Genomic DNA, 25,490 nt, shown 5'->3' with positions numbered 1-25,490 from the left:
TCAGAGTCGGCGCGAGAACCAGCGGCCGGTCTTCTGCGCGGGCACGGCCTGGTCCTGCTCTTGCACACCGACCGAGCCCTCTGAGGCGGCGCCCCGTAGGCCGGCCGGCCATGCCAGGGTGAGGCGCAGGCCGCCCGAGCCGGAACGGAACCGGTCGATCACCCGCACCTCCCCCATGACCGCCAACGGCCCCGTGCCGGGCGCGTTCAGCCGCCGCAGCGACGCCCCGAACTCCCCGGCCGCGAGTTCCGCCAGCGCGTCGGCGTCCGTGTCGGTGGACCAGCCGGACACCATGTCCTCCCCCTCGGCGTCGTCGGCCAGGGTCAGCCATGGGTCATCGAGGCGGAACCGGCGCGTGGTGCCCCCGCCGCCAGCCAGCACAAGAGAGGCGACCGTCGGCCCCGTGGGGATCTCGATCTTGTCGTGGGCGAGGAGCCATGCGACTACCGCGTGGCGGTCGAACTGCGGGTGCACGGCCGTGCCGCCGACCGGGTCGGGGAAGTCGGGGTGCCGGCGGCGCCAGTTCACCACTGCCGCCCGGCCCACCCTGGCGATCCGCGCCACCTCCGCCAGAAACGCCCGATCGCTCCCCGGGGCGACCGGGTCGAGGCCGGCGAGCGGGGAGCGGCAGCCCGCCGCGACCGTGCGGACCGCCCGCCAGTCCACGGAGGGGCGGACCACCTCCAGGAGCGCGATGTCCTCGGCGGAGTACAGCGGGATGGTGGTCACCCCGCCCTGCCGCTTGTAGTCGACGTCCACTGAGCCCACCGGGGACACCCAACCGAGCCTCACCACCTGATCCCAATCCGTCCTCCGGACCCCGAGGCGTACCGCCGCCTGATCCGGGCCGAGGGGCACGTGGCGGTCGAGGAGGGCGGGCAGGTCCCGGCGCCGGGCGAGCGCGGCCACCTGGTCCGGGTGGACGTCGGGGAACTCGACGTCGCCGCCGAGGTAGACCAGGAGACCGGCCTTCACGAGGCGGCCGACCGCCGAGGCCCTCACCCTCGGCCGGAGAATCGGCAGCGGCACCCCCAAGGCCTCCGTCAACCGGTCCGCCGCCCACCCCGCCCCCACCGGGCCCCGCAGCGCCGCACGCACCGCCTCGGGGTCGGCGGCCTCCACCACCGCCCGCGACCACAACCCCGGACCGGCGTCAGCGGCCGGGACCAGGCCCGAGCCGGCCGCCCACCGCCAGGCCGCCACGGGCACCCGCAGCCGACTCGCAGCCGCGTACTCGTCGTACTCCTCACGAACCGAACGCGCCATGAAACGCACTCCAATCGCACACCAACCGGCCCGACCTCCGAACCGTGCCGGAAACATCCCGGAAGATCCTCGTTCGTGTCAATAGACCTGGTTTTGGGGCGAGTTGAGGGCACACCGCACAAGCCGCCTACGCGTACGCGAGGGCCGGATTCACTCCGGCGGGGGACATCGGCGGGGCCCATAGGCCCCGCCGACTGGTCAGCCGCGCGGCCGGTCGCCCCGGCCTCGGCGGAGCGTCATGAACGCCTTGCCGGCATGCAGCTGGCCGCCCGCGGCATCACCCCTGGCCGAGGTGTGGTCCGCACAGTGCGGGAGACAGGGGATAGCCCCGAAAGTCTCGACAAAGACGCAGGTCAGAGCGCGTATGGACCGAACTCGCGCACGCGGTACACCACCGCCCCCTTAGCCCCTCAAACCCTCGCGGACCGCGCCAAAAATCCGGTCAGCCCACCGCGGCGGCCGGACCCTCCCCGAACCGGGGAACATCGCCAAGGCCCACGTCCAGGCGCAGGCGCCGGAACCTCAGCGGATGGCGCCATACGCCACCCCGGTCCACGGAGCGATCGACGCTGATCTCGGCCACCAGCTCGGGACGGACCAAGCGCACGTCCAGGACGTCACGGCTTCCCCACGTCGCGGCGAACGTCACGCCCTCCCAGGGGTGTCCGGGACTGGCGGCCGTCAGGTGCTCCGCGACCAGTCGGGCCGCGAGTCCCGCCATGACCTCCCCCACCCCCACACCCCGGCCACAAGTCGTGACCTGGACGCCGAGCCAGACCGGACCGTGCGCTGCCTGCCACCGGCCGTGCGCGCGCTACGGCGCTCCTGCCAACCCCTTTTCTCTGGGGGTGCGCTGCCTGTGGTGTGACGTGGAGTGAGGTGGGTTCGTTGAGCTCCTGGGACTCGTTCTCGGGGGGTGTGGCTCTGCGGCGGGTTGTTGCACGACTCGATGCAGGAGTTGCTGATGCGGGCGTTTCCCGTGGTTGCGAAGCACCGGTTTCGTGACAGCGCCTGACAAGGCCGAACGCCACCCTGTGTCAGTACGCCTCGGCCAGGCACCACGTTCGTGTCAGCGAGCGCATCAGGCCTGAAGGCTCCGCCGACGGGAGTCAGTGCACCCCTACCTCAGTCCGGATGCCGACGTCAGCCGAATGCCGGATAACCGCCCACGGTCGCGGGGTGGTGGCAAGGGTGGCCCCTACTGAGGCTTGGGATGCGGTGTCGTCGAGGGGCTGGTGGGATGGTGCAGGCGATCGGTGATGGGCTGGAACGGCTCCTGTACACGCGGCCGTTACCTGAGACGACGGCGGATCAACTCAAGGCCCTGTTGCGGTGGGAGCGAGGTTCCACCCGGCAGGTCGCCGCGGTTGTGGGAGTGTCGCAGCGGACCGTCCAGCGGTGGGTGGCCCGTGATCCGGCCAGTCGGGGGCGTCCGAGTCCCGGTCACGAGCAGAGGATCGCGGACCTGGTGCGGGCTCGCTGGCAGCCGCTGATCCGTGCGCGACGGCGGGCCGCGGCCGAGGCGGGCGGCGTGGTCGTCCACACTCGCGCCCGGTTCGGGTTCAAGGCCGGGCACGCAAGCTCCGACGACCCGCGCCTGCGGCGCATCACGGGCCGCCTGAACGGGGCCGTGACACAGCAGATCCTCGCCGCCCTGGACGCCGGAGTGAGCGAGGAGCAGCACGAGCTGATCCTCGGCCGTGCGCTGGGACACCTGTACTTCCGGGAGGCCGGTCACCGTGCCCACGGTCTCCACGTCACCCTGACGGATATCGATTTCATCGAGTTCGCTCTCCAGTGACATGAAGAGGGCGCCGGCCTGTGGTGGGGGTCAGCGGATGGTTGGGGGCGCGTAGTAGCCGTGGGCTTCTTGTACTTCGCGCCAGTCCCACACCACGGTGCCCTTGCGGCCCGCACGCCCGGCATCGGGTGGCTGAGGCGGTCGCAGACGGGCTGCCTCGGCCAGGCGCAGGACGGCCGGGCGCTGCCCGGGGCCGGCCAGCAGGTGGGCGGCCTGGGTCAGGTGTGCGTAGCGGGCCGCGGCGCGCAGGAACACCTGAGCCCAGGGTGGGACGGCGTGGGTGGCGCAGCCGTCGGTGAAGCGGGCCTGGTCGTGGAGTGCGAGCAGGGCCGGCTTGTCGTGGAAGTCGTCGCTTCGGGCGGTGGCCAGCTGCTGGAAGGAAGCGCCCGTGAAGAGGGTGGATGCCAGTGCTGCGGCCAGTTGCGGATGCGCGGTCACGGCATGGATCCGGCGGGTGGCTTGCTCTGCTTGGGAGGGGGTGAGGGGTATGGGGGCAGGGCGGTGTTTCCAGTCGATCGGGCCGGGGGTGCAGGGGCCCGTGCACGGGCTGGGGCTGTCGTAGGAGACGAGCCGGTCCAGGGAAGACAGGGTGAGCCAGCGGCCCGGCTCCTTGCCGGGCCGGGCCGCGTCCTCGGGAGGCGGCCCGGCGTCGGTCTGGGGTCGGGGTTCCTTGCCGTAGAGCGCGCGGGCTGCGGCCAGGGTGGTCGTACGGGTAAAGGACACGTCGGCGAGAGCACGGTCCAGGGCGGCGGTCAGGCGGGGGCGGTGGACGACGAGGGTGAGGTGAATGCCCGTCTGCCGCCACAGGGTGAGGACGCGCTGCAGGCGGCGCTCGTCGAGGAGATGGGCGCGCAGAACCGTCAGTCGGGTGACAGCCAAGGCGGTCGTCCACGCGGCGGCCGCCTCCCACAGCGGTGGGCGGCCATGGGGGAAGCGGCCCGGGATGTGTGCGGGTTTGCCCAGGGCGAGCAGCAGGTCATGGGCCAGGGCGGTATCGCTCGTCGTACCCGGGCCGGGATGAAGGGTGACCCGGCCGGCCGGGGGGTGGTGGGCGGCCAGCGCGCTGTGGGTGAAGGCGGCATCGTCCCCGGAGTCGAAGACGATCGCCAGACCCGGCTGGATGGTGGTGGGCGGGTTCATGCGAGGCGGCTGAAGGCCCAGCGCAGCAGTTTGCGGTCCGGGCGCGGACAGTCCATCCGCTCCATCCCCGTGCGTAGGTGGGCGGTCAGCTGTGCCCAGGCCCGGAAGTTGCCGTGCGCGGCCCGCTCGTCGGCGTAGCGGATGTCAGCTGGGGAGGCGTCCTCCCAGACGGGGTGGAAGAGGGGGACGGTCTCCAGAACCTCGGCGCGCGAGAGGCGGATAAACCGCTGCCAGATGAAGATCCGGGAGGAGAGCATCGGCTCGCGGCGCAGGACCGTGTGCGCGCCGGCGCCGCCGACGAGCACGATCGCGATACGGGTGGCGGGCTCGTCCCACAGGTAACGGAAGTACTCGAAGGCCTCCCCGTTGAGCCACTGCGCCTCATCCACGAGGAAGGTGCGGGGCCGCTCGGCGAGGACCGTTTTCAGGAGGCGGTCGAACTCGCTGGGGTGACGGGGAGGCTCACCGGGCAGGCCGAGCGCGTCGAAGAGCTCGTACCGTACCGCGCGGGCGGTGGGACGGGCCCGGAACATCACCCGGCACACCTCCTCGCCGTCCTCGGACTCCAGCTCACGCAGACAGGTGTTGACCGCGAGGGTCTTCCCGAAGCCGGCATCACCGTGGATGCACATCATCGCCCGCGCCGCCACGGTGTCCTTGATGTTCTCCCGCGCGGTCAGCAGCGCCTTCGTCGACACGATCGACGCACCGGGCAGATCGACATACTGGTAGGTGGGCGCGGTCACCGGACACCACCAGCGCGCTCGTCGCCCTCACCTGCGTCTGCTTCGACCCGGGCAGGGGCCCGGTCTGCAGCCGGCCCGCCGACAGGCATCCCCTCGTCTTCACCGGCGGACACCCTGTCACCGGACAGTGGGGCAGACGCCGGGCGGGTACGGGCCGCGAGCGAGGCCGGAGTCCGCCAGTGAGACGGCGGCGCAGCCGGCGGGATCAGGTCCGGCAACGCGAGCTCCGACAGGTCCCCGCGGTCCGCCTCCGCCAGCTCCAGACCCGCCTGAACCCCGGTGACCGAACCCAGCCTCCTCGGCTGCTCAGCCCTGGTGACCGCCGCGTAGCGCTCGCGCTGCGCGGCCGAGAGGTCCTTGCGCAGCTGGCGGGTACGGGTCGCCCTTGCGGTGCGCACCGCGGTGATCTGCTCGGCACTCGCCTCATCGGACAGGGCGGCGGGGCCCAGGTAGCGGCCGGTGTCCGCGTCAAAGACCTCGATGCGGTGGTCGTGGTGCGGCATAAACCGCACCCGGACCCTCAGACCCCCGTGGCCGCTCATCCAGGCACCCACGTAGTCACGGTTCCTGAACCGGATGCCCCGTGTGGACAGGACCCGGGGCCGGCCGTCATCTTCCAGCGTGAACGTCCACAGCTCCTGTCCGCCCACCTCCCGCAGCGGGGTGGGATCGTCCTGCCAGGCCTCAAGCGGGGTCTTGCCGCCCAACGGCGCCGGCCGGTGGACGGTGTTCCACCACATCACCCACTCCAGCAGGCGGGCCGTGAAATCCTCGAAGCCGAGCAGCACCTCGTCCTTGGGGCGGGCGGGGCGCTTCCCGGGGCGCGGCTGGCGGACGTAGCCCGGCAGAGCGGCCAGGAACATCCTTTCCACCGACCGGTTCAAGCCCTCCACGGTGCCCTTGAGGTGCGGGGTATAGGCCGGTAGGTCTTCCACGGTCACCACCAGAACGTCGAACGCCGCGGTCACCGTCTTCGACAGGAAGTCCTTGCCCCGGTCCACCCGGACCCGCTCCGGCAGGCCACCTTGCGGCCCGTAGGGTTCCTCGCGCAGCACGGCCGACCGCAAGGCGGCGAGCACCGATTCCCGTGAGGGATGGCCCGGGGTGACCGCCACGCCCATGATCGTGTTCGACGCGCAGTCCGTGAACCAGGTGATCCACGGCCGGCGTGCCACGCCCTCGACATCGACCCGGACCGGCGCCTGGACGTGATCGGCCTCCCACACCTGGTTGCGCCACCCCCGTGGCCGGGCCAGGAACACGTCATGTTTCCGCGCGGCCCTCTCCCCGCCCGCGAGCCCCGCGCGCTCCCCCGCCGACAGATCACGGCGCAACGCACGACGCAGCGTCGTCAGCGACGGCACGACACCCGCGGGCGACCGGCCGGCCGCACGCGAAGCCAGATCACGCTGGACAGCCGCCACGTTCCCGCCCCACAGCGCCAGCAGCGCCCGGACCTCACCCGTCACAACGAACCGGTCCTCCCTCACCCCCCGAGCACCCGGCACACAGGCCACGCCGTCAGCAGGCAACGGGGCCGCAAGCCAACGCCACACCGTCCGCTCCGACACCCCCAACGCCCCTGCCACCACCCGCACATGCGACGACGTCAACGAGCCCGCCGCCCGAAGCTCCAGCAACCGGCCCACCGCCGTAACACGCATCCCCACCCGCGCGGCCTCAGGCGACCCGCCCCGCTCCCCCACCACGCACCCCACCGTGCCCTACTGGGACGTCAGCAAGGACGCGGCGAACCCGGCCGCGTCTGCTGTCCTCACCCCGGACTACGCCGGCGGCAACGGGGACCCCGCCAAGGGCCACCAGGTCGCCACCGCAGGGCGCTTCGGCCCCTGGGTGGTGACCTACCCCGCCAGGCACACCCTGACCCGCCGCTTCAACAACGGCGACAAGATCAGCCCCTGGAGCAGCAGCGAGTTCGTCGCCAACGCCCTCCAGATCAGCACAACCTATGACAGCCTCCGCCGGAACCTGGAGTCCACCGTCAACGGCCAGGTCAACGCAGGCATCGGCGGAGAGATGTCCACCGGCGCTGCGCCCAACGACCCGATCTACTGGCTGCACACGGCCAACCTCGACCGCCTCTGGGCCCTCTGGCAGAGCAGCACGCCCTCCCGTGCCCAGGCCTACGACGGCGCGAGCAACGGCCGGCCGGCCGCGCTCACCGACAACCTGCCTGCCTACGACGTCACCGTCGCGAGCGTCATGGACACCACTGCGCTCGGCTACCGGTACTCCGAGCAGAGCTCCTGACAGGCCCGGACCAGCCTGTACCGCTGAGGTGCAAGAGATGCGGCCGGGCCACCTGCCCAGCCGCAGCTGGCTCGCATCGGCTACTCGCTCAAGGCGGGGCAGCGGGGCTGATGCCGAGGAGTCGTTCGAGGACGCCCCTGGCCATGCGGCCAGGGGTGCTTCATGTGACCCCGCAGGGAGGGATACCTCTGGCCTGCGGGTACGCCCGTGCTCAGACTGGCCAGCTATCGCGCTCACTGGCCAACTGCAACGCTCAGTCACAACACCCCTCAAGGACCACAAACCCCCACTCGCACAAACATTCGAACAGCTGGTTCAATGAGTAGATGCCGCACTTCCACTTCCCCGACGATCTGCTCCGGCTCCAGCACGACTGGACCCGGACCTACAACCGACTCGCCTACCGGCCCGCGACGGGAGCGGCGGAGCTGCGGGCCGACCTGTTCGCCCTGACCCTGCGGATCGACTCCCACCCCCACTGGCGTACCGCCGACTGGAGCCGGGGGGGGCAGGACCCGGTTGTGGACGGCCGCCCAGGAAGGACCCGGTGGGGTGCGCGAGGTGAGCGGGCGGCGAGTTCGTGGTCACCGAGCCGGAGTGTGGTCCTGATGAGTGAGCTGGAGACGCGCCTGGAGAGCTGGCGGGCGGTACGGGCGTGGCTGACCTGGCAGCAACGGCAGGCCGCGCAGGCCATCGCGTCGCTGGAGGCGGAACTCGCCACCGTCCAGGCGCGCAGGCCGCAGCCACCCCCGCCGGAGTGGAAGGTGGAGTCCATCCGGACCGCGAGCGGGCCCAAGGCACTGCCTTTCTCTCGGGGTTGCCCGGAGTGTGAGCTCGGGAAGCCTGACGATCGCCCAGTTCAGCGGCATACACCCGTGGGTGGTGGGTGCGCGACAGGTGTTGCGGACCGAGGCGGTGGCTGCCTGATGCTGACGGTGCACCTGGCGATCAACACAGCCGCCCTAGCGTGGTGGGGGTGACGGTGATGGAGCGAACCGGGAGCGAAAATTGAGGGGAGGGGCCTACGTTCGGATCGACTCTGATCAACATCTCGTCGTGCTCTAGACGGCCTGTGTGCAGTGATGGATCCTGCGTGAATGTGGAGACGTCAGAGGGATGTAAGGGTTCAGAGCCCTGAAGTCGCGAAGCAGATGAGGAAGTTCTTCAGGAAACGCGGTATCACTCGCCTTGATCCTGAGAGCGTAGCCCGCAAGTACGGGATGTTCTTTACGCGGGGAGACGGTCTATGGGGGCCGTGGCAGCCACCAGGCGGAGGGGAGCGGTATTCCGTACACGTCTCCTCCCGGCAAGGAGAAGACCTTGCTGCTGTTACTAAGCGAGTGACGCTGATATCCGACACGTTGCTCATGTCCCATAGCCCCGGTGCTGGTCTTCATGAGATCGGAACAAGGAACTTTGTGGCCATGAGTGATGTTGACAGTGCTGAGAACTATCGCTCCATTACGTACGGGATGCACTGCCCGGATCTCGCGTCCCTGGGACGGTGGATTCTTGACGCGGAGGGGCTGCTTCGCATGGGCCTTACGGCGTACCTACCTACAATTTCCACTCTTTCGATCGTCGACGGTGAGTGGATAGAGCCTCCACACGTGCAGTCGTCGGCGGTCGATTACCTTTTGCGGGATGGTCGATTGGTCGAGGTTTCACAGACACGGCCAGAGATGAACCGGATGGTCCGCCCAATTGTCGCCATGGACATCCCCTTCATTGAAGGGGTTTCTCTGGGGGAATTTAGTAAGATTACGGAGGGTGAGTTCAACTCATTTCGCGGGTTTCGTACGTTTCTGCGTCGCGAGTTCAATGCCCTGGATGAGGCTGTGGATGCGGAGCAGATGGACCGCGCTATGCGGGATGTGGGTTTTGAGATTGAGGAGGGGGTCCGCGAGCTGGAATCCACCATGCGCGTGTTGAGTCGACAACGCGCCTTTGCAACAACGGGGGCCGTGGTGGCAGGTGTGACGGTGGTCCTGGCCGCGGTGTACGGGGCCGTCTTCAAAGAGTATGTGACTGGACTTGTGGGTGGGGCTGGTGGAGGTGCCGTGGGCTGGGCGCAGGCAATGCTTGCCGACAAGTCAAAGGGCCCGGTGGAAGACAACAAGTGGTACTACGTGTGGTGCCTACAGCGGCAGAGTGAACGGCGGCTCTGACCGAAATCACGTGCACACGCTTTGTCAGTTTAGGGAATCAGCGGTTGATCTGGTTCATCAGTTCGCGGTTGGCCGCCCGTGCCGCGGTGAGGTCCTCGTCGCGTTCGGCAAGTTCCGTGCGGAGGTCGAGGCTCTGCTGTTCCAGCTCGGTGACCCGGCGGGTGAGCGTTTCGACGTCTGCCGGGGCGCCGAGGCCGGAGGCTTCCCAGGCCGCCTGCCCCAGGGCCTCGGAGAGGCATCGTTCGAGCCGGGTGATGTGTGCGGATAGGCGGCTGTTGCGGGCCGTGAGGTTCGCGACGTCGGCCAGCAGTGACTGGCGGCTGACCTGCGTGCCCGCCGTTGTGCCGGGCGGGGGCTCGGCCACGTGGGCGAGAACGGCCGCGTGCAGGTCGCCGTGACGGTGGATCAGGCTGCGGTGAACGCCGGCCGCGCGGGCGACCGCGGAGACGCTGATCTCCTCGCCGTTGGCGGCGAGTCGGTCGAGGGCCTTGAGGACGCGGGACCGACGGCGTTCGGAGTCCGCGGCCCGCGCCTTGGCCAGGTGGTCCGGTGGTGTGGTCACGCTTCGCGCTCCAGCCGCAGGTTCGGCTCCGGGGCCCGGACGCCGGGCATGCCGAGGGAGACTGTGCGGGTCTTGCGCAGGGTCCGGGTGGCTTCCTTGATCTGCTCACGTTAGTCGTCGGTGAGTCCTTCGAGATCGGTCTCGACGCGTCGGATCAGGGTGCGGATGCGCTTGATCTCCTCTTCGGACGGGGTCGATTCGGTGCGGGCTCAGTCGTCCAGTTCGGTCGCCGCGGCGAGACGTTCGCGGTCTCTCAGCAGCGTGTCGAGGTAGGCCCTCAGCTCCGGCAAGTACGACGGGGCGGCGTGTGAACGACGGCGATATTCCCCACCCCCAGCGTCACGGAATGGGCCATGGGGACGGCGGAGTTGCACCTTCGTCCCCATGGGGATGCCACACCTCCCCGGGCCGCCCGATAGCCAGCCGAGGTTCAGGGTCGGGGCGGGCCGTCAAGGATGAGCGCAGCTCATCGCCTTGGCGACGCCGAAGGCGTCCTTGACGGCCCGGCTCGGCCCGCACACTTCGAGATCGGGCGGCCCCCTCAGTCAGCACCGCCACTTCGAGGCCGGCGGGTGGGGACGAAGGAGGCCGGGATGAGGAATTACGTGAACGCTGACAGGGATGGACGCCCTTGGGCAGCCCTGCCCGGCGCGACAGCCGGCCGAACAGGTCGTTCAAGGCCGCGGGCGGTATGGGCGCCCCGAGCGGCTGCCGGAACAGGTTCACCATGACGAAGTCGCTGTCGCGTGCCTCGCGGCAGGTGTCCCGTTCGACGGCGTACTGGTCGTAAGCCTGGACCAGCAGGAAGTCGACAGGGACCGTGCTCGAGCGCCTCGACTTCGCCCAGGCGCCGTTGTCGTTGTTGCGGCGTACCACGTGCAGGTGGGAGCCGGGAATCCGGCAGCCCAGCCCGCTGGCGTCCAGGACGAAGTGGATGTCTTCCCGGCGCAGGCCCACGGCCTCGCTTCGGCGCAGTCCGGCCCTGGCCAGCAGCAGCACGATGAACCGGTCCCGGGCGCTGCGGCAGGCTCGCAGCAGGGCCAGGGCCTCCTCGTCCGTGGCGCGGCCGACCGGCTCGTTCGGCTCGGCGGCCCGGTGCCTGGCCTTGGCGAAGTAGCGCAGCCCGCTGCCCTCGCTGCGGGCCTCGGGCGGCAGGTCCCGGTCGTCGGCGATCTCGTAGAGCTGGGACAGCGCGAACATCGGCACCGTGCCCAATGTCGTGCCGTGTGCGAGGAACTCGCGTACCCCGGCGAGCACGGTGTTGATCCGGCGCGGCCCGCGGACCGGCGGAAGGCAGCGGCAGCGGCAGCGGCAGCGGCCAGCACACCCAGGCCCCGCCGGGGAGACTCCAAGGCGTCCTCCACTCCTGGCCCGGAACCAAGGACGTGAGGGCGGAGGCCCGCGACTCCTTGCCGGGATAGCCGGGCGCAGGCCACACCCCCCGTACTGCCGGATGGCCCGCCCGTGCCCCGAGGAAGGGAGCCCAATTGGCCGCGCAGGCAAATCTCCGGAGGGCGGCGGGGCCCGTGCTCGGTGCTCCGGCGGCATTGGCGCTCGTCGGGGTGGAGCTGCGAAACCTGCCCTCCTGGTTTCGCGTTCCCGGAAGTATGGAGCGATGACAGCGCGATCACGATCGGGGTCCGGGGACACGAGAGAGCCCAGCAGGCCGGAGGCCCACAGGCGCTGAGGCCGGTGGGCTTCCGCATTCAGTGGCACGCATCAGACCTTGGAGACGATCCAGGGCAGGCCCATAGTGACGACCAGACCGCCGAGGCCAGTTGCTGCACCAAGCACCACCCGCCAGACCACCTGCTCGACCCGGCGGCGGCTCCGGGCTAACCCCACAGAGGTAACCGGCAGCTCCTGCCGCCCAGGACGGGGCTTTACAGTGTTGGACATGTCGTCTCTCCCCTTACGGTGACTCGACTGCACCAGAGCCACCGCTCAACCCTTCAGCGTTCAACTCCAGGGAGGAGCGGTGGCTTTCACATGAAGGCTACACCTTGGTTTCAAAGGCCATGCGCTCATGAGACATGCAACCTTCGGACAGAATCATCCGTTACCTTGATTTCCAAGGATCTTGGGTTGTCTGTGGTCCACGTTCAACGGCAGTCGCCCATGAACTTCCCAGACAAAAAATTCTGACCAAGAACCAGACGGCCACGTCCAGGGGAAGGCCGACGCCGCCCGGGATATTCAAGACCGTGCACCCTCCTCGCCGCCCCCGGTACTCCCCGAGGCCGACCACACCCAGGACCGCCAGCTCCGCCCCCACCGCCGCAGTCATATGAGCACAGGGCCATCACGGTCAGTAGCAGTTCGAGAGCTGGACGGACCAACACGAGACAGTTGAATAGGCGAGCCCACCAGTATCAGCCCCCGGATCGTCCTGCTGGCGACGCCGGAGGGCTGGCGCTTCATGATCCAACCCGTGGACGGCGGAATGCTCTGCGGGCGCACGCACGCGATGAGGTCCACCCCGCGGTGATGAACCGCAACTGGTCCAGTTGAATGGATGCATGAGAGAAAACCCGGGACTGAAGAGGGGTCCGTACGGCATACCGAAGGACATCGTCCTCCTGGCAATACCGAGCGGCTGGCGCCACAGCACCGCCACCGTAAGCGGCACGCTCATTTGTGGGCGGCTGACCAGGGTGCCCGTCACGGCTACCGCCGAGCAGGCCAAGGATGGCGCCGCCGCGATGCTCATGGAACTCGGACGCGAGTTCCACGGGACTGCCCTCGAAGTCACCTGGGAACCCGATCAGGTGCCCGGATCTTGCAGCGGCCGCATCCGCCCAAGCCCTGAATCGGAGCACGCGGAAGGCGACCAACTCATGACCGAAAGTTAAACGTCAAGGTTTCGTTCACGCGACACCACGTCCGCACCGCCTCATGCGGCGACGCGCCGAGGGGTCGCGTCACCGCGTACAACGGCGACCTTCGGCAACGGACACGGGTGTGACTGAGCGCTTCAGTTGGCGGGATTCGCCATGTACGGCGCTCACTACAGGCGGATCTGGGACCAGCGGTGATGCGATGACCTGTCCGGCGCATCATGGCGGGGGCCGCGGCGTCTGGCGCGGCACCTCGCCGCGTTGCCGAAACGTCCCGACAGCCACGTTCTCGCGGATGCCGCGGGGGCCCGGGCCGAGAATGACGCGGTCGGCGACATCGACTGGCTGGTGTCGGTCGACTCGACCTTCGTGCGAGCCCACCAGCACGCCATGGAGGGCTTCCGACCGTGCTTCGGATCGGTCACCATGGAGGTCCGTCGGCGATCCGAGGGTGGGAATGAGCGAGGGTGGGGACGTTCTGGACGGGCAACCGCAGCAGGTCGGACCCGCGCCGTGGCTGGCGCTGGCCTGTCTGGTCGGGTTGTTTCTGGCCTACGTCGTGCTGACGATCTTCACCGGGGAGTTGCGGGCGGCGCTGTGGGGCGAGCCCGGGACGGTGACCGAAGCCGGCTGCCGGACGTACGACAACACCGTGGCCAATGCGGGAACGTCGACGTCCTGCTCGGGCGCCTTCACCCCGGACGACGGCGGCTCATCGTTCGACGTCCCCGTCGAGGGCGACATCGATTCGCAACCGGTCCGTGCGTGGCTGGTGGACGGTACGTCCGGCACCGCGTACGTCTCACCGACGGTGTGGGCGGGGGTGCTCCCGGTGGGGCTGTCCCTCCTCCTGGCCGGTCTCCCGGCGGCGGTGACGGTGAAGCATGTGCGCCGCGTCCACGCGCAGCGCCCTAGTGAGCCTCTTCAAGGATCAGACCCAGAGTCGAGTGCGTGATCGACAACGAGCACGACGGGTACAGCGAGCACGTCACCTGGCTCGACATCGACAAGCCGTGCCTCTGGCTAGGGGAGCGGCCCGCGGCTGAGGGCCCGGTTCCCTCCGCGCGCTCCGTAGCGGCGCCGGCCTGCGACGAGTCGTCCGCCATCTACGCTGCTCAGCCCGCCAAGTAGCAGGCTCATCCGCCAACTGAAGCACTCAGTCACAACGGGCGCGCGGCCGGAAGAACAGCCGCCTCGGCTCGCACCGCCGGGGCGAAGAACCTCGCACACCGGCGCGGGGGTCAGTAGCCGACGTCGAGGTAGTCGATGTCGGTGAACTCGACGACGAGGTCGCCCGCGCGGCGGCCGCTGTCCTTGAAGTACGCCTCCTGCAGCGCTTCGGCCGCGATCCGCTGGAGCGCGGCCTCCGCTGCTCCGGATTCCTGGGCAGCGAGCAGGCGGGACGCGTACTCGGGCGGGACATGCTGGGTGATCCGCCGCATCCGCCCGTCGTCGGTCGTGCCCGGCGCCGCGGTGAAGCCGAACCGGGCTCGGGTCTCGATGACGAGGCCGGTGCGCTTGGCCGCCTGCTCGCGGGCGCGCTTCTTCACCAGGGGCTGCCAACGCCGGGTCACCTCCGCGGCCAGGCGTTCGGCGAGTTCGGGGCGCGGGGTTTTGATCTGGTCCTTCACGTACCGCTCGACGGTGCGCTGAGAGATGGCCAGGAGCGTGGCGACGGCTTTGGTGGAGCCCTTGTGCTGCTTGACGAGGTAGCGGATCTGGGCTCCGGCGGACTTCGGGATGGGGCGGGTGCCCGTCTTTGCGGCGGCCCGGTCCAGACTGTCCCCGACGATGCCCACCGTTGCTACCCCCGTTGTGTGCGTGAGGAGTCACGCTAGCCGTCGGACTGTGCAGCACAGCGAAAGGTGCTGGCCCGTAGGCCGACATGCCCGGGGTGTGTCCGTCCTGTGGGCGTTCGCTTCGGTGGGCCTGGTGCAGAACCCGACTGCGGGTCCGGCGGAGTTGGGGACGGGTGGGCGGTGAGCGTCTAGCCTGCGGGCAGGAGACAGCGAAGGGCCGTCGTACTCGCGGCGGCGGGGAGATCTGGGGGATGCGATGGCTGGGCTTTCAGTGGGGGCGCGGTGGATGGTACGGGGGGTGGGGGTGGTCGCCGCTCTGGTCGCGGTGGGTCTGCTGGTGGTGCTGGTCGTGGCCGATCTTGATACTGGGGACAAGGTCGCCAGCATCGTGGGTGCCGTTCTCGCGGGTGCGGGGCTGGTGGTGGCGGTCCTCGCGCTGCTCCGGGAGAACACCTCTCCGGTTGGGCAGGAGGTGCGGGCCGGACAGGACGGCGTGGCCTCTGGCGGGAGCATCATTGGCAGCGCTCTGGGCGTGAACGCCCGCGCGAGCGCGTCGCCTGCGGTGTCGTCCGCACCAGCGGGCGGGGAGACCGTTGGTCCGCCGGTCATCGGGAGTGTGGTGGCCGAGCCCGGCGGGATCGCGGCAGGAGGCGACATCAGGGACAGCGCTCTCGGTGACGGCAGCCAGGTTCAATGACACCGCGGTGGCCGTGGAAGAGGCGCAAGAGGGTTCCCGCGGAAGAGGGCACTGCGGGCCCGGACGCTGGTTCTGTCAGTGAGCAGCTGCCGCCTGAGCGGGTGTCCACGCTCGGGTCGGTGAGCGCGGGCCCCTACGCGACGGCTGCCGGGCGCGACATCATCAACAGCGCCATAGGGACGGGAGCCACCGTCACCAACATCAACATTGCGCATTCGGCGGTGAGGGTGTCATGGCCTGTGCGCGTGGGGACGCCGCCTCCGTGCGCCTCGGCCTTCCAGCCCCGACTTGCGCTGCGCGCGGCCATCGATGAGGCGCGGCGTGCGGGGGACGACGTGGTGCTCGCACAGGTCCTGTCCGGGGGCGGGGGCGTGGGCAAGTCCCAGCTCGCCGCCGCCTACGCCCATGAAGCGGCCCGCGTTGGCAGCGGCATCGATCTGGTCATGTGGGTGAGCGCAGCGGATGTCCAGCAGGTCATCGCTCTGTACGCCCACACAGCCAGGCTCGTTCAGGCCCCCGGAGCCTTGAGCCAGGATGTTGAGGCCGATGCGCGGGCGTTCCTCGGGTGGCTGGCCGCGACCTCGCGCAAGTGGCTGGTGATCCTGGACGATGTCACCGACCCGGCGGCGCTGGCGCCGTGGTGGCCTGCGGTGCACTCCGGAACGGGGTGGGTCCTGGCCACCACCCGCCTGAAGGACAGCCGGCTCACGGGTCAGGGGCGCAGCAGAGTCAACATTGACGTCTACACGTCAGCCGAGGCTGCGGCCTACGTTGAGCACCGGCTCACCAGGGATGCTCTCGCGTATCTCCTCGATGGGTCTCAGGAGCAGCTGGCCCTGGAACTGGGCTTTCTGCCGCTTGCGCTCGGGCACGCGGTGGCCTACCTGATCAACCAGCAGATGGCGTGCTCGGACTATCTCGAGCTGTTCCGGGGCCGGGAGCGGAGTTTGGAGGAGATGCTGCCCGGCTGGGCGGATGCCGAGAACTACGGCCGCCAGGTCACCGCTGCTCTGCTGCTCTCCCGTGCCGCGGCCGAGGCCGCCTCACCGCGCGGGCTCGCCCTTCCAGTGCTGCAACTCGCCGCGTTCCTCGACCCCGCCGGCCACCCCGCCGCCCTGTGGGACAGCTATCCGGTGCTGAGCTACCTCGCCGGGCTCGACGTCGACGAACATGGTCTCTCCGTTCCCGTATCCAGAGATCAGGTACAGGAGAGCCTCCGGGTTTTGAACCGGTACGCGCTCATCACCTACGACCCTCAGAGCACGGGGCAGGAGGTCCGGATGCATGCGCTGACCGCCCGCGCAGTCCAGGAGACAACTCCCCACGTCGTACGGTCCCGCCTGGTGCGGACCGCCGGTGATGCTCTTCACGCCATCTGGCCCGACGGACCTGGACCTGGACCTGGCCGCGAAATCTCCGAGATTCTGTGCGCCAACACCATCACGCTCACCCGCCACATTGGCCGCGCCCTTTGGGAAAAAGGGACCCACAAGGTGCTCTTCCAAGCCGGCGAAAGCATGCTCTCCAACGGGCTGCTCCATTCCGCCCTCACCCACTTTGAGGAACTGCTCGCTGTCACCGAGGAGAAGTACGGGGCGGAGCACGCCGATGCGTTCAGGGCACGCACCTACCTCGCTTCCACGTACAACCTGCTCGGCCATTACGACAAGGCACAGGCACTTTACGAGCGGCTCCTCGCCGACACCATCCGTCTCCACGATGGAGATCACCCCAGCGCTCATACAGCCCGTGCCTTCCTCGCTGCTACGTATAGCCACCTCGGCCGCTACGACGAAGCCCTCCGGCTGGAGGAGAAGATCCTGGCGGCGTGTATCCGTATTTTCGGTGACGACTACGTCGACACGGATTGGGCCCGCGCCAACCTCGCCGTCACCTACAACCAGCTCGGCCGGCACACCGATGCCCTCCTCCTGTGCGAACACGTTCTCGTCGAACGCATCCACGCCCATGGCTCCGACCACCCCGATACCCACCTGGCCCGCAGCAACCTCGCTGCCACGTACGGAAGTCTCGGCCGCGACGACGATGCGCTAGCGCTGTGCGAACGAGTACTGGCCGGGTACGCCCACTTCTACGGCGAGGACCACCCCGACACGCAGCTGGCACGCGCCAACCTGGCTGGCGCCCACAGCCGCCTCGGCCACCACCATCACGCGCTGCTCCTGGAAGAACAGGTCCTCGCAGCACGCATCCACCTTCTCGGTGACGACCACCCCGACACCCACCGAGCCCGGTCCAACCTGGCCGTCACCTACAACCAACTCGGCCGCCATGGCGATGCCCTCCCCCTGGCCAAGCAAGCTCTCGCCGCACGAGTCCGTCTCCTCGGCGACGGCCATCCCCACACCATCCGCTCCCTCGCCATCCTTGCCACCACTCGTCGCTTTCTCAGCCCTTCCGATGCACCGGAGTAGGACCTCCCCCTCCAAGAAGCCGTCCACGCCGACTGCGAACGCCTCCTCGGACCCGACCACCCCAACACCCTCCACGCCCGCGGCAACCTCGCCGCCACCTACCACCAGCTCGGGCGCCACCACGACGCTGCCCGCCTGCGGAACGAGCCGGCTCCGTAGCACCAGTGAGGACGACGTACAGATCCTCGACCACACGGGCGTCAGCACGGGTTCTGGAGAAGGTGGCTCTCACGGCCCTGAAGAGGCAGGGGGCGCAGGGGCGTTTCTGCGGTGAATTCGGCCACCCGCGCGGGTGAGGTGGCTGCGCGGGGGCTGTCGCAGCTGGTCTCCAGGCAGCTACACCCACCTATGTGATCAAGAACCTGATGCGCCGTGGTCTGCCCACGCTCGCCTTCTGCGCCCTCCCCCTCCTTGCCTCCGCGCCCGCCGCGCACTCCGCCCCCGCGCCGCTCCCCGCCTCCGCCGGGGCCGCCGGCACGGCGTCCGGGGCGCGGGCACCGCTGTCGTTGTTCGAGGCGATCGATCGGCTTCCGGTGGCCGTCGAGCACCGCGAGGGCTACAAGCGGGACCTGTACAAGCACTGGAACCGCGGGCTCAACGCCACGGACGGGTGCGACACCCGGCGGGAAGTCATCCTGTCCGAGGCGGTGGTGGCGCCGCAGGTATCGGCTGGCTGCAAGCTGACCGGCGGGTCCTGGCGAAGCCCCTACGACAACCTGGTCATCACCGACGCGGGCCGTCTTGACGTAGATCATTTTGTACCGCTCGCAGAAGTTTTCGACTCCGAACGGGCGCCCTGGTCAGCAGCCCGCCGGGAGGCGTACGCAAACGACCAGGACAGCCCCGACACCCTGATCGCGGTCTCCGCCGCCTCCAACAGGAGCAAAAGCGACAAGGACCCGGCCGAGTGGCTGCCCTCGGACGGCGCCTATCACTGCACGTACGCCGCGAGCTGGGTAGGTACGAAGCTCCGCTGGGATCTGGCCGCCGACGAGGCGGAGGTCCAGGCGCTCCTCGGGCTTGCCAAGGACTGCCCGAACACAACCGTCGTCTACGAACCCGCCCCTTAGCCAGCCCGGTCAGGCCCGAGACACGCTCGGGCCTGACCGGCGTCTCGGCACAGACGAGAACGCCCCCCAGGCTCGGGCCGCGCTCGCGTACGGCTAGCCACCCGCGCCTGCAGGAGCGGGTGGTCAGCCGTAGTGGCTCCAACCGCCGTAGCGGGCCAGGAGCGCCTGGGAGTCGCCGAGGCCCAGTCCCAAGGCAGCGGCCACGTTCTCCTGGTCTTCGCCTCGGGCGTCGTGGGCGGCCCCGTGCGCGGTGCGCGCGGGGAGCAGCTCCAGGGAGCGGGCGGCTTTCAGGGCGGCGGTCGGTGCGTCCTGGCCGAGTCGCTCGATCGCTGCGGCAACATCCTGGAGGCGCGTCTCCAGTTCGGCGGGCAGGGGGACAGTGGTGGCTCCGACGGCTGTGATGTGCCGGTCCCAGTCGTTCTGGCACTCCCCGGCTGTCTCCCAGCCGTACTCGCGGAACGGCAGGTCGCCGACCGTTGTCCGGTCCACGATGCGGGGATCGCCCCGCCAGCCACACGAGCACTCCCCCTGCAGAGCGTTCGTCTGGGGGCGCTGCGGGTGGGTACCGCCGTCGTAGACGGACCAGTGGCTGACCTCCCAGCCGAAGCCGCCAGAGTTCGAAGCGAAGTACACCGGCTTGGGACTGCTTCCGTCTTCCAGGAGCGCCCCCACCCGGCCCTCGTGCGACTTGCCGTACTCCTCGGACGTCCAGATCTCGTCCTTCTCCACCAGTACCTCCCACACCACATCATGAGCGGGATCCCGCCCCTGGAGAGACGATCTCGCACCCGCGAGGCGGCTGTGGGGAATCGGCCGAATCTGCCTCACCCGAGGGGTTGCTTCGATACGACGACGCGGGCACCGCGCATGCGAGCACCCCGGATCGGCACTGCTCCCTGCAGTCAGCCACCCCACCGCTGCGGAACCCGGCAGGGCCGGGCGCCGGTCAGCGCCAAACCGTCCAGAGGCGCAGGAGCCGATCGAGGTCTCCGGCCAGAGCGTTCTGGAAGGCCAGGGCGTAGATCCGGGCCCGGTACTCGTCGGGTACCCCTGTCACGGCCGTCGCGGCCGTGGTGCTTCCTCCCCCGAGCCCGTCGCCCTCGCGAACCAGCCGTGCAACGGCTTGTCCCAGGATCCGCGTGACGGCGAGATGGGGTCGGAATCCGGGGTCGGTGTCGGGCTGCGCGTATACGCACCAGCCACGGTCAGTTCGGCTGATGCCGACGTAGACCCGCCCGGCGGCCCGCGCTGCCTCCACGGCCGCTGAATGGGCTGCCGCATCGGTCGTGTCCGGTACCTGTTCCAGTTGGTTGAGCAGGCCCCGTGCCCGGGGAAGCGGCGGCGTATACACCGGGAGCAGGGGTGCAGGGGGCGCGGCGAGGGGCGCGGCCATGGTGCGTTCTCGGTGCTGTGCGACGGTCAGCACGGGCGGTCGCTGCTCGGGCGGCAGCGCGTCGCGCATTTCGTTCCATGCGCGGTGGGCTGCCTGCTCGGCTGGCGGGAGGTTTACGAACTCCTCCGCGGTCATAATGTAGGGCTGCCGGTCGTCGCATTCCCGGGCATGCGCCTTCGATTCCGCCCGCAGCTTGACGTGCGAAGGAGACTCGCCCTCCCACGTGCAGAGGCGGCAGGTCGCTACGTATTTCGCGCGTCCTGGACATCGCGGGTCGCGCGGACGCTGGGTGTGGCGGCCCTTGCCGCTGCGGGGGCAGCGGGTTCCGTCGGCGTGTACCGCCCGGATGACACCATCGAAGTAGGTGTACGTCTCCTCTGTCCCGTCGGCGCGGCACAGGATGCTGGTGGGCATGGTCGTGACCTCGTTGTCGCAGTTGACCTGCCTAACGGCCCGGAGGGCCCGCTGTCACCAGCGGGTATCAGCGGCTGATCGCTCGGGGCTTCCGCTCCGTGATGTCGCGGTCAGGGCAGTTGGTCGAGGGTGTCGAGGGCGAGTGCCCAGGGGTAGGTGTCGACGTTGCCGTGCTTGGGCTGGTGGGGGCGGAAGCCGGGGCCGTTGCCGTCGTCGAGGAGGTAGTGGACTCCCGCGCCGCGGAGGGTGGCGATCGCGGGGGCGAGGGCGGGGTGCCGGGCCTGGGCAGCGTTGATGTACGGGAGGGCGACGACCGGCCGGTCGGGCATGCCGAGGGCTTCGGTGATCAGGCCGAGGGCGAGGGTGTCGGCGTGGCCGGCGGCCCACTTCGTGGTCGTGTTCAGGGTGACGGGGGCGACGAGGAGAGCATCGGGGTCGGGGAGGACGTCGCTCTGGGAGGGCAGTTTGTAGGTGTGGCGGACCGGGTGTCCGGTCAGCTCCCGCCAGGCGTCGAGTTCCGCCTCGCCTCCGGCTTCTTCGACGGACCAGCGATGGGCGGCGGGGGTCAGGACGAGCGCGACGTCCCACCCGCGGGCCTGGGCGGCTTTGATGCCGGTGGTGACGTGGCGGGCGGGCGGCGCGGCGCAGGAGATGACATACAGGGTTCGGGTCACGCGGGTAGTCCACAGCGCTCGGCGAGCGCGCGCAAGCGCCCCTCGGCGGATCCGGTCCCCAGGAGCCGGAGGTCTTGGACGAGTTGGTGGGTGCGGGGGCGTCCGAGGACTTCCTCGGGGGCTTCGCGTTCCGCGTCCAGGAGGGTGTCGACGGCCTTCTCGCGTTGTCCGGCCTGGGTGTAGGCGTGGGCGAGATCTGTGAGCAGGTGGGCGCGGCGTTCGCGGGGCAGGGCGGCGCGTTCGTCGGCGGTGATGGCCTGGGCGACGGCGGCTCCGGCGGCGCCCTCGTACAGCCTGACGTGCGTGGCGACACGGTAGAGGGCGACGTTCGTGCTGCTGAAGGCGGTGAACAAAGCGTTGCCGTCGGCGTCGGGCGGGAGCTGTGCGGCGTGTTCGTCGGCCTGGTCGAGGAGGTCGGGCACTGCGCGGGCGGCGGCGGGTGCGCGGCGGTCGGTGAGGGTGGCGGCGGTGGCCTGGGCGATGGCGGCTTTGAGGTAGAGCATGCCGAGGGTGGAGAGTCCGGCCGGGCCGCGGGTGGTGAGGTCGTCGGCGAGGCGGGTGGCGGCGGTTTGGGCGAAGGCGGCTGCGGCGTGGGGTTGTCCGTCGGCGGTCAGGGCGTCGGCAAGGTGGCGGGCCGCGCTGGCTTGGATGACGGGGTCGCCGGAACGCTCGGCCGCCAGGACCGCGCGGTGGCCGGCCAGGGCGGCGACGTCGGGGGCTCCCGCCTTGATGGCGAGGGCTTCGGTCAGTTGGAGGGACATCGACAGGGCACGGTAGGCAGCGAGCTGGTCGTCGCCCCGGTGGAGGGCGGCGGCCTGGGTCGCGTCGGTGAGCAGGCCCGGCATGCGGCCGCCGAGGCTGGTGAACGCGGCGCTCGACTGGAAGAGGCGCCAGGCATGGTGGACGGCGCGGCGCAGGGTCTCCACGTCGAGCGGGTCAGCTGGATTGGTGTCGGGGGTGCCGGTGACGATGTCGTGGCGGGCAAGTACGGCCCGGATCGCTTCCATCTCGTTGGCCTGGTCCTCGGGTTCGTCGGGGGTGTCGGCGAGGAGGACGGCGAGCGGGATCGTGAGGACGCGGGCGGCGGCTTCCAGGACGGATAGGCGGGGGTCGGCCTGGCGGGACCCGGCTTCGAGGTCCTGGACCCATCGTTTGCTTTTCCCCATCAGCGCGCCGAACGCGTTCTGGGTCAGGCGGCGCCTCCCGCGCCAGCACGCGATGTTTGCTCCGATGCGTCGGCTGTCCATGAGCGCGGCTCCCAGGCCCGAGAATATGGCACGCACACTGCGTGCCTACTTACCGTTGTACTCCCCTTACGGTCCGTCCATGGCCAACTCCATCAATGGTGCCCGGACATGGGCCGCCCTCCTAAACCCCGCCCCCGAAGTCCTTCACGGCCTCCGCACCGGCCGCTGTGTGTGGGCGGCGTGCGGATGGTCCTGGGACGCCGTCGCCATCGCGCCCCTCCAGCGAGGTCTCGAAGCCCTCGACGCCCTCCCCCTCCCGCTCGACGCCGGGTACACGGTGATCGCCGACCACGCCCGTCAGGAACTCATCGTCTACATCCCGTGCGGCACCGGCGGCGCACTGGACGCTCTCCAGGGTGTCCGGGTCCTCGGCCGGGGAACCGAACTCCTGGTCCCGGCCAGCCGGTATGGCACCTTCACCGCGGCCTGGCTCAGCTGCACCCACGACGACGAAGAAGACCACCTCATCGACCCGGCCCAGCTCCAGACCGCCCTCCTGGCCGTCGACACCAGGCACCTCACCCAGACGGATACCGCCGAGCACGCCTTCGCCGAGTGACAGACCCGCCCTTCCCTAGCCGCCTCCAGGCCCCCGTGCGCTGCCCTCACGAGCAGCAGGCGGGGGTCTCTTCTGTTCAAGCCAGGCACGCACACTGCGTGCCCACCGCCGCGGCTGTGCGGTCCGGGCATGACGAGCCTGATCATCGTCCACTGCGCGCACAATCTGGACGGATGGGAAGAGAACTGGAGCGTCTCGCTCGAAGAGCTCAACCGAGAAGCAGTCGAGGCGCCAACCATTCCTGAGCAACCCGTGTGGGCGGTCACGTAATTCCCCAGCCTGAGCTCCTTCGTCCTCGAACACCCCGCCTGCCGTCGCCCCGCCACCTCGTGTCGGGCAGATCCGGCCAACTTCGGCCCGCAGGAAGCCGGTTCATCCGATCAACCCCGGCCGATGTACGCACCGTGCCACCGTGAACGCGGAGGGTCCTCTCCGCGCGGGTGCCGGTGACGCGTGATCCCCACCGCCGCATCCCGCGAAGAGGTCTGTCCGGTTCGGTAAGGCCGCGCTTTCCGACGGGCGCGGGATCCGTCCGGATCCCGGCCGCGGCGGCGCGTTCCCTGGAAGGAACGACGCTCGCATGAGATCAACCGCACCTGCCCGGCCACGCTCCACCGCGCTCCACCGCAGGGCCACCGCGGTGATCGGCTCCTGTGCCCTGGCCCTGACCGGTCTGCTGGCCGTCACCGCCCCGGCCGCGCAGGCGGTCCAGCCGGGTCACACCACCGCCTACGTCACCAACTTCGCCGGCAAGGCGGTCTCGGTGGTCGACACCACCACCGGCGCGACCACCGCCTCGGTCCCGGTCGCCGGCTACGCCCAGGACGTCGAGGTCAACCCGGCGGGCACCGTCGCGTACGCCGCGACCGCGATCGCCAACACCGTCGCGGTCATCGACACCGCCACCGCCACCGTCACCGCGACGATCCCGCTGGCCGGGATCCCCAACGCGGTCACCGTGAACGCCTCCGGCAGCAGGGTCTACGTCGCCGACAGCTCCGCCCACAGGGTCGACGTCATCGACACCGCGACCAACACGGTGACCGCCACCGTCCCGGTGCCGGGCAACCTCCAGAGCATCGACGTCAACCCGGCCGGCACGACCGTCTACGTCACCACGTTCTCGCCCGGCGCCCTTGTGGCCATCGACACGGCCACCAACACGGTCGCCTCCAGCCTGCCCGTAGCCACCCCCACGTACGGGCTGGTCATCAACCCCGCGGGAACCGCGGTCTACGTCGCGACCGGCGGCGGCAACGCGCTGCTCAAGGTCGACACCGCCACCAACACCGTCACCGCCTCCATTCCCGTGACGGGAGCCGTCAGTCCGGCGATCACCCCTGACGGCAGCAAGATCTACGTGACGGCGGCCACGACAGGTGGCGTCACGGTCATCGACGCGGCCACCAGCACCGTCACAGCGTTCGTGGGCGGCCTCGGCAGCCCCTCCGATGTCCAGGTCAATTCCACCGGTACCACCGCCTACGTCGCCGACCAGGTCAACCCCAGCGGCACGGCGGGCAACATCTACGCCCTCGACACCACCACCAACGCCGTGACCACCGCCGCCACCGGCGTGACCGGCACCCGCTACCTGTCCCTGCACACCATCGCCGCCCCGGAGATCACCTCAGTGAGCCCGAACAACGGGCCCCTGGCCAGCGGCACCGTGGTCACGATCACCGGCACCGACCTGGCCGGACCCACCAGCGTCACCTTCGGCGGCGTCCCCGCCACCGGCGTGAGCTGCACCGCGACGTCCTGCACCGCCACCGCGCCGGCCGGCACGGCCGGAACCGTCGACGTACGGGTCACCACCCCCGGCGGCACCAGCACCATCACCCCCGCCGACCAGTACACCTACGTGAACCCGCCCGCCGATATCGACGTCAACCTCACCGCACAGCCGCACCTGGGCATCCTGCTGCCGTACCTCACCTACACACTGACCGCCCACAACACCGGCCCCAGCGCGGTGACGTCGGCGACGCTGACCGCAACCCTGCCGCCCGGAGCAGCCGCGACGAACCTGTCCACCGGATGCACCACCGCCGCCACCACGGTCACCTGCACCTACGGCGCGATCCCCAACGGGACCAGCGTCGACAAGACCTTCCGCGTCCCGCTGAGCCTGCTGACCCTGGGCCACGTGACGGTCACCGGTGTACGGACGACCTCCTCGCCGACCGATCCCAACCCGGCCAACGACAGCGCGAGCGTCACCTGCACCGCGATCTCCATCGTCCTAGTCACCTGCCCCTGACCTGAAGAAACCCGGCCGGCCCGAAATCAGGGCCGGCCGGGAGGGCACTCTGCTCAAGACGGCCGGCGACACCGGCCGTACGCACACCGCCCAGCCACTGTCGTGTGCTGGGCACCGGCCGCCTCCCTGTTCCGGCTTCGCCCTTGCC

General features: G+C 69.7%; 24 protein-coding genes and 1 pseudogene. 13 read left to right on the top strand and 12 right to left on the bottom strand.

Going from position 1 to position 25,490, the window contains the following annotated elements; translation table 11 throughout:
- Positions 1–1,266 carry a hypothetical protein gene (locus OHS33_RS37220; RefSeq protein WP_330335356.1) on the bottom strand — a complete coding sequence of 422 codons (1,266 nt, stop codon included), beginning with the start codon at positions 1,264–1,266 and terminating at the stop codon, positions 1–3.
- A gap of 442 nt (positions 1,267–1,708) precedes the next feature.
- Positions 1,709–1,987 (bottom strand): hypothetical protein, encoded by a 279-nt coding sequence (locus OHS33_RS37215; protein WP_330334835.1) that lies wholly within the window; start codon positions 1,985–1,987, stop codon positions 1,709–1,711.
- A 492-nt stretch (positions 1,988–2,479) separates the two neighbouring features.
- Here OHS33_RS37215 and tpg (OHS33_RS39940) point away from each other — a divergent pair, with 492 nt between their 5' ends.
- On the top strand, positions 2,480–3,067 hold the full coding sequence (gene tpg / locus OHS33_RS39940; protein ID WP_443065396.1) for a telomere-protecting terminal protein Tpg: 588 nt from the start codon (positions 2,480–2,482) through the stop codon (positions 3,065–3,067).
- Between the two features lie 30 nt (positions 3,068–3,097).
- Here the strand turns inward: tpg (OHS33_RS39940) and OHS33_RS37205 are convergent, their stop codons facing one another.
- The 3 genes from OHS33_RS37205 to OHS33_RS37195 are packed head-to-tail and all read right to left on the bottom strand — an operon-like array spanning position 3,098 to position 6,602.
- Positions 3,098–4,207 (bottom strand): hypothetical protein, encoded by a 1,110-nt coding sequence (locus OHS33_RS37205; RefSeq protein WP_330334833.1) that lies wholly within the window; start codon positions 4,205–4,207, stop codon positions 3,098–3,100.
- The gene (locus tag OHS33_RS37200; RefSeq protein ID WP_330334832.1) at positions 4,204–4,953 is read right to left on the bottom strand and encodes an ATP-binding protein; all 750 of its coding nucleotides are present in this window, start codon (positions 4,951–4,953) and stop codon (positions 4,204–4,206) included. Before OHS33_RS37200 ends, OHS33_RS37205 begins: the two co-directional genes overlap by 4 nt.
- The gene (locus OHS33_RS37195) at positions 4,950–6,602 is read right to left on the bottom strand and encodes a Mu transposase C-terminal domain-containing protein (RefSeq protein ID WP_443065499.1); all 1,653 of its coding nucleotides are present in this window, start codon (positions 6,600–6,602) and stop codon (positions 4,950–4,952) included. The genes OHS33_RS37200 and OHS33_RS37195 overlap by 4 nt, the downstream gene beginning before the upstream one ends.
- A gap of 70 nt (positions 6,603–6,672) precedes the next feature.
- Here OHS33_RS37195 and OHS33_RS37190 point away from each other — a divergent pair, with 70 nt between their 5' ends.
- On the top strand, positions 6,673–7,224 hold the full coding sequence (locus OHS33_RS37190) for a tyrosinase family protein (protein ID WP_330334830.1): 552 nt from the start codon (positions 6,673–6,675) through the stop codon (positions 7,222–7,224).
- Between the two features lie 1,097 nt (positions 7,225–8,321).
- Positions 8,322–9,392 (top strand): hypothetical protein, encoded by a 1,071-nt coding sequence (locus tag OHS33_RS37185; RefSeq protein ID WP_330334829.1) that lies wholly within the window; start codon positions 8,322–8,324, stop codon positions 9,390–9,392.
- 37 nt (positions 9,393–9,429) lie between these two features.
- Here OHS33_RS37185 and OHS33_RS37180 read toward each other — a convergent pair whose 3' ends face one another.
- Together OHS33_RS37180 and OHS33_RS37175 are read right to left on the bottom strand one after the other, a co-directional pair.
- A complete protein-coding gene (locus OHS33_RS37180; RefSeq protein WP_330334828.1) occupies positions 9,430–9,954 on the bottom strand; it encodes a DUF6262 family protein in 525 nt (174 codons plus the stop codon).
- A gap of 339 nt (positions 9,955–10,293) precedes the next feature.
- Positions 10,294–11,211: a tyrosine-type recombinase/integrase gene (locus OHS33_RS37175; RefSeq protein WP_330334827.1), complete on the bottom strand. Its 918-nt coding sequence runs from the start codon at positions 11,209–11,211 to the stop codon at positions 10,294–10,296.
- Between the two features lie 1,262 nt (positions 11,212–12,473).
- Here OHS33_RS37175 and OHS33_RS37170 point away from each other — a divergent pair.
- From OHS33_RS37170 to OHS33_RS37160, 3 genes are all read left to right on the top strand, one after another.
- Positions 12,474–12,806, top strand: a complete 333-nt coding sequence (locus OHS33_RS37170; RefSeq protein ID WP_330334826.1) for a hypothetical protein — start codon at positions 12,474–12,476, stop codon at positions 12,804–12,806.
- Positions 12,807–13,248: 442 nt separating this feature from the next.
- Complete coding sequence (locus OHS33_RS37165; RefSeq protein WP_330334825.1) at positions 13,249–13,746, top strand: hypothetical protein; 498 nt, start codon at positions 13,249–13,251, stop codon at positions 13,744–13,746.
- The gene (locus OHS33_RS37160) at positions 13,743–13,922 is read left to right on the top strand and encodes a hypothetical protein (protein ID WP_330334824.1); all 180 of its coding nucleotides are present in this window, start codon (positions 13,743–13,745) and stop codon (positions 13,920–13,922) included. The genes OHS33_RS37165 and OHS33_RS37160 overlap by 4 nt, the downstream gene beginning before the upstream one ends.
- Before the next feature lie 110 nt (positions 13,923–14,032).
- Here the strand turns inward: OHS33_RS37160 and tpg (OHS33_RS37155) are convergent, their stop codons facing one another.
- The gene (gene tpg, locus OHS33_RS37155) at positions 14,033–14,590 is read right to left on the bottom strand and encodes a telomere-protecting terminal protein Tpg (RefSeq protein ID WP_330334823.1); all 558 of its coding nucleotides are present in this window, start codon (positions 14,588–14,590) and stop codon (positions 14,033–14,035) included.
- A 304-nt stretch (positions 14,591–14,894) separates the two neighbouring features.
- Here tpg (OHS33_RS37155) and OHS33_RS37150 point away from each other — a divergent pair, with 304 nt between their 5' ends.
- The 4 genes and pseudogenes from OHS33_RS37150 (at position 14,895) to OHS33_RS37140 (ending at position 18,792) form a co-directional block, all read left to right on the top strand.
- Complete coding sequence (locus OHS33_RS37150) at positions 14,895–15,287, top strand: hypothetical protein (protein WP_330334822.1); 393 nt, start codon at positions 14,895–14,897, stop codon at positions 15,285–15,287.
- Positions 15,288–15,406: 119 nt separating this feature from the next.
- Positions 15,407–17,722: an FxSxx-COOH system tetratricopeptide repeat protein gene (gene fxsT / locus OHS33_RS37145; protein ID WP_330334821.1), complete on the top strand. Its 2,316-nt coding sequence runs from the start codon at positions 15,407–15,409 to the stop codon at positions 17,720–17,722.
- A 6-nt stretch (positions 17,723–17,728) separates the two neighbouring features.
- A pseudogene (locus OHS33_RS39935) lies at positions 17,729–17,881 on the top strand (tetratricopeptide repeat protein); the annotation flags it as partial.
- Positions 17,882–18,087: 206 nt separating this feature from the next.
- Positions 18,088–18,792, top strand: coding sequence for an HNH endonuclease family protein (locus tag OHS33_RS37140; protein WP_443065498.1), 705 nt, complete (start codon positions 18,088–18,090; stop codon positions 18,790–18,792).
- A 123-nt stretch (positions 18,793–18,915) separates the two neighbouring features.
- On the opposite strand, the gene OHS33_RS37135 is transcribed toward OHS33_RS37140, so the two are convergent.
- From OHS33_RS37135 to OHS33_RS37120, 4 genes are all read right to left on the bottom strand, one after another.
- The gene (locus OHS33_RS37135) at positions 18,916–19,521 is read right to left on the bottom strand and encodes a hypothetical protein (RefSeq protein ID WP_330334819.1); all 606 of its coding nucleotides are present in this window, start codon (positions 19,519–19,521) and stop codon (positions 18,916–18,918) included.
- 217 nt (positions 19,522–19,738) lie between these two features.
- Complete coding sequence (locus OHS33_RS37130) at positions 19,739–20,599, bottom strand: hypothetical protein (RefSeq protein ID WP_330334818.1); 861 nt, start codon at positions 20,597–20,599, stop codon at positions 19,739–19,741.
- Between the two features lie 110 nt (positions 20,600–20,709).
- On the bottom strand, positions 20,710–21,273 hold the full coding sequence (locus OHS33_RS37125; RefSeq protein ID WP_330334817.1) for a flavoprotein: 564 nt from the start codon (positions 21,271–21,273) through the stop codon (positions 20,710–20,712).
- Entirely contained in the window at positions 21,270–22,520 is a 1,251-nt protein-coding gene (locus OHS33_RS37120; protein ID WP_330334816.1) for a helix-turn-helix domain-containing protein, read from the bottom strand. The genes OHS33_RS37125 and OHS33_RS37120 overlap by 4 nt, the downstream gene beginning before the upstream one ends.
- A 79-nt stretch (positions 22,521–22,599) precedes the next feature.
- Between OHS33_RS37120 and OHS33_RS37115 the strand changes: the two genes are divergently transcribed.
- The 3 genes from OHS33_RS37115 (at position 22,600) to OHS33_RS37105 (ending at position 25,342) form a co-directional block, all read left to right on the top strand.
- On the top strand, positions 22,600–23,079 hold the full coding sequence (locus OHS33_RS37115; RefSeq protein WP_330334815.1) for a hypothetical protein: 480 nt from the start codon (positions 22,600–22,602) through the stop codon (positions 23,077–23,079).
- Positions 23,080–23,208: 129 nt separating this feature from the next.
- A complete protein-coding gene (locus OHS33_RS37110; RefSeq protein WP_330334814.1) occupies positions 23,209–23,349 on the top strand; it encodes a hypothetical protein in 141 nt (46 codons plus the stop codon).
- Between the two features lie 310 nt (positions 23,350–23,659).
- Positions 23,660–25,342, top strand: a complete 1,683-nt coding sequence (locus OHS33_RS37105; protein ID WP_330334813.1) for an IPT/TIG domain-containing protein — start codon at positions 23,660–23,662, stop codon at positions 25,340–25,342.
- Positions 25,343–25,490 lie beyond the last annotated feature (148 nt).

The organism is Streptomyces sp. NBC_00536 (genome assembly GCF_036346295.1).
Lineage (GTDB): Bacteria > Actinomycetota > Actinomycetes > Streptomycetales > Streptomycetaceae > Streptomyces.
This window is presented reverse-complemented; position numbering and strand designations above follow the sequence as displayed.

What these genes read in the sequence shown, in the direction of transcription:
- OHS33_RS37185 (WP_330334829.1), top strand. Translation starts at nt 8,322, where the DNA reads ATGTGGAGACGTCAGAGGGATGTAAGGGTTCAGAGCCCTGAAGTCGCG.
- OHS33_RS37215 (WP_330334835.1), bottom strand. Translation starts at nt 1,987, where the DNA reads ATGGCGGGACTCGCGGCCCGACTGGTCGCGGAGCACCTGACGGCCGCC.
- OHS33_RS37115 (WP_330334815.1), top strand. Translation starts at nt 22,600, where the DNA reads ATGGCCAACTCCATCAATGGTGCCCGGACATGGGCCGCCCTCCTAAAC.
- OHS33_RS37205 (WP_330334833.1), bottom strand. Translation starts at nt 4,207, where the DNA reads ATGAACCCGCCCACCACCATCCAGCCGGGTCTGGCGATCGTCTTCGAC.
- OHS33_RS37130 (WP_330334818.1), bottom strand. Translation starts at nt 20,599, where the DNA reads ATGCCCACCAGCATCCTGTGCCGCGCCGACGGGACAGAGGAGACGTAC.
- tpg (WP_443065396.1), top strand. Translation starts at nt 2,480, where the DNA reads ATGCGGTGTCGTCGAGGGGCTGGTGGGATGGTGCAGGCGATCGGTGAT.
- OHS33_RS37140 (WP_443065498.1), top strand. Translation starts at nt 18,088, where the DNA reads ATGCGCCGTGGTCTGCCCACGCTCGCCTTCTGCGCCCTCCCCCTCCTT.
- OHS33_RS37110 (WP_330334814.1), top strand. Translation starts at nt 23,209, where the DNA reads ATGACGAGCCTGATCATCGTCCACTGCGCGCACAATCTGGACGGATGG.
- OHS33_RS37170 (WP_330334826.1), top strand. Translation starts at nt 12,474, where the DNA reads ATGAGAGAAAACCCGGGACTGAAGAGGGGTCCGTACGGCATACCGAAG.
- OHS33_RS37120 (WP_330334816.1), bottom strand. Translation starts at nt 22,520, where the DNA reads ATGGACAGCCGACGCATCGGAGCAAACATCGCGTGCTGGCGCGGGAGG.
- OHS33_RS37165 (WP_330334825.1), top strand. Translation starts at nt 13,249, where the DNA reads ATGAGCGAGGGTGGGGACGTTCTGGACGGGCAACCGCAGCAGGTCGGA.
- OHS33_RS37220 (WP_330335356.1), bottom strand. Translation starts at nt 1,266, where the DNA reads ATGGCGCGTTCGGTTCGTGAGGAGTACGACGAGTACGCGGCTGCGAGT.
- OHS33_RS37105 (WP_330334813.1), top strand. Translation starts at nt 23,660, where the DNA reads ATGAGATCAACCGCACCTGCCCGGCCACGCTCCACCGCGCTCCACCGC.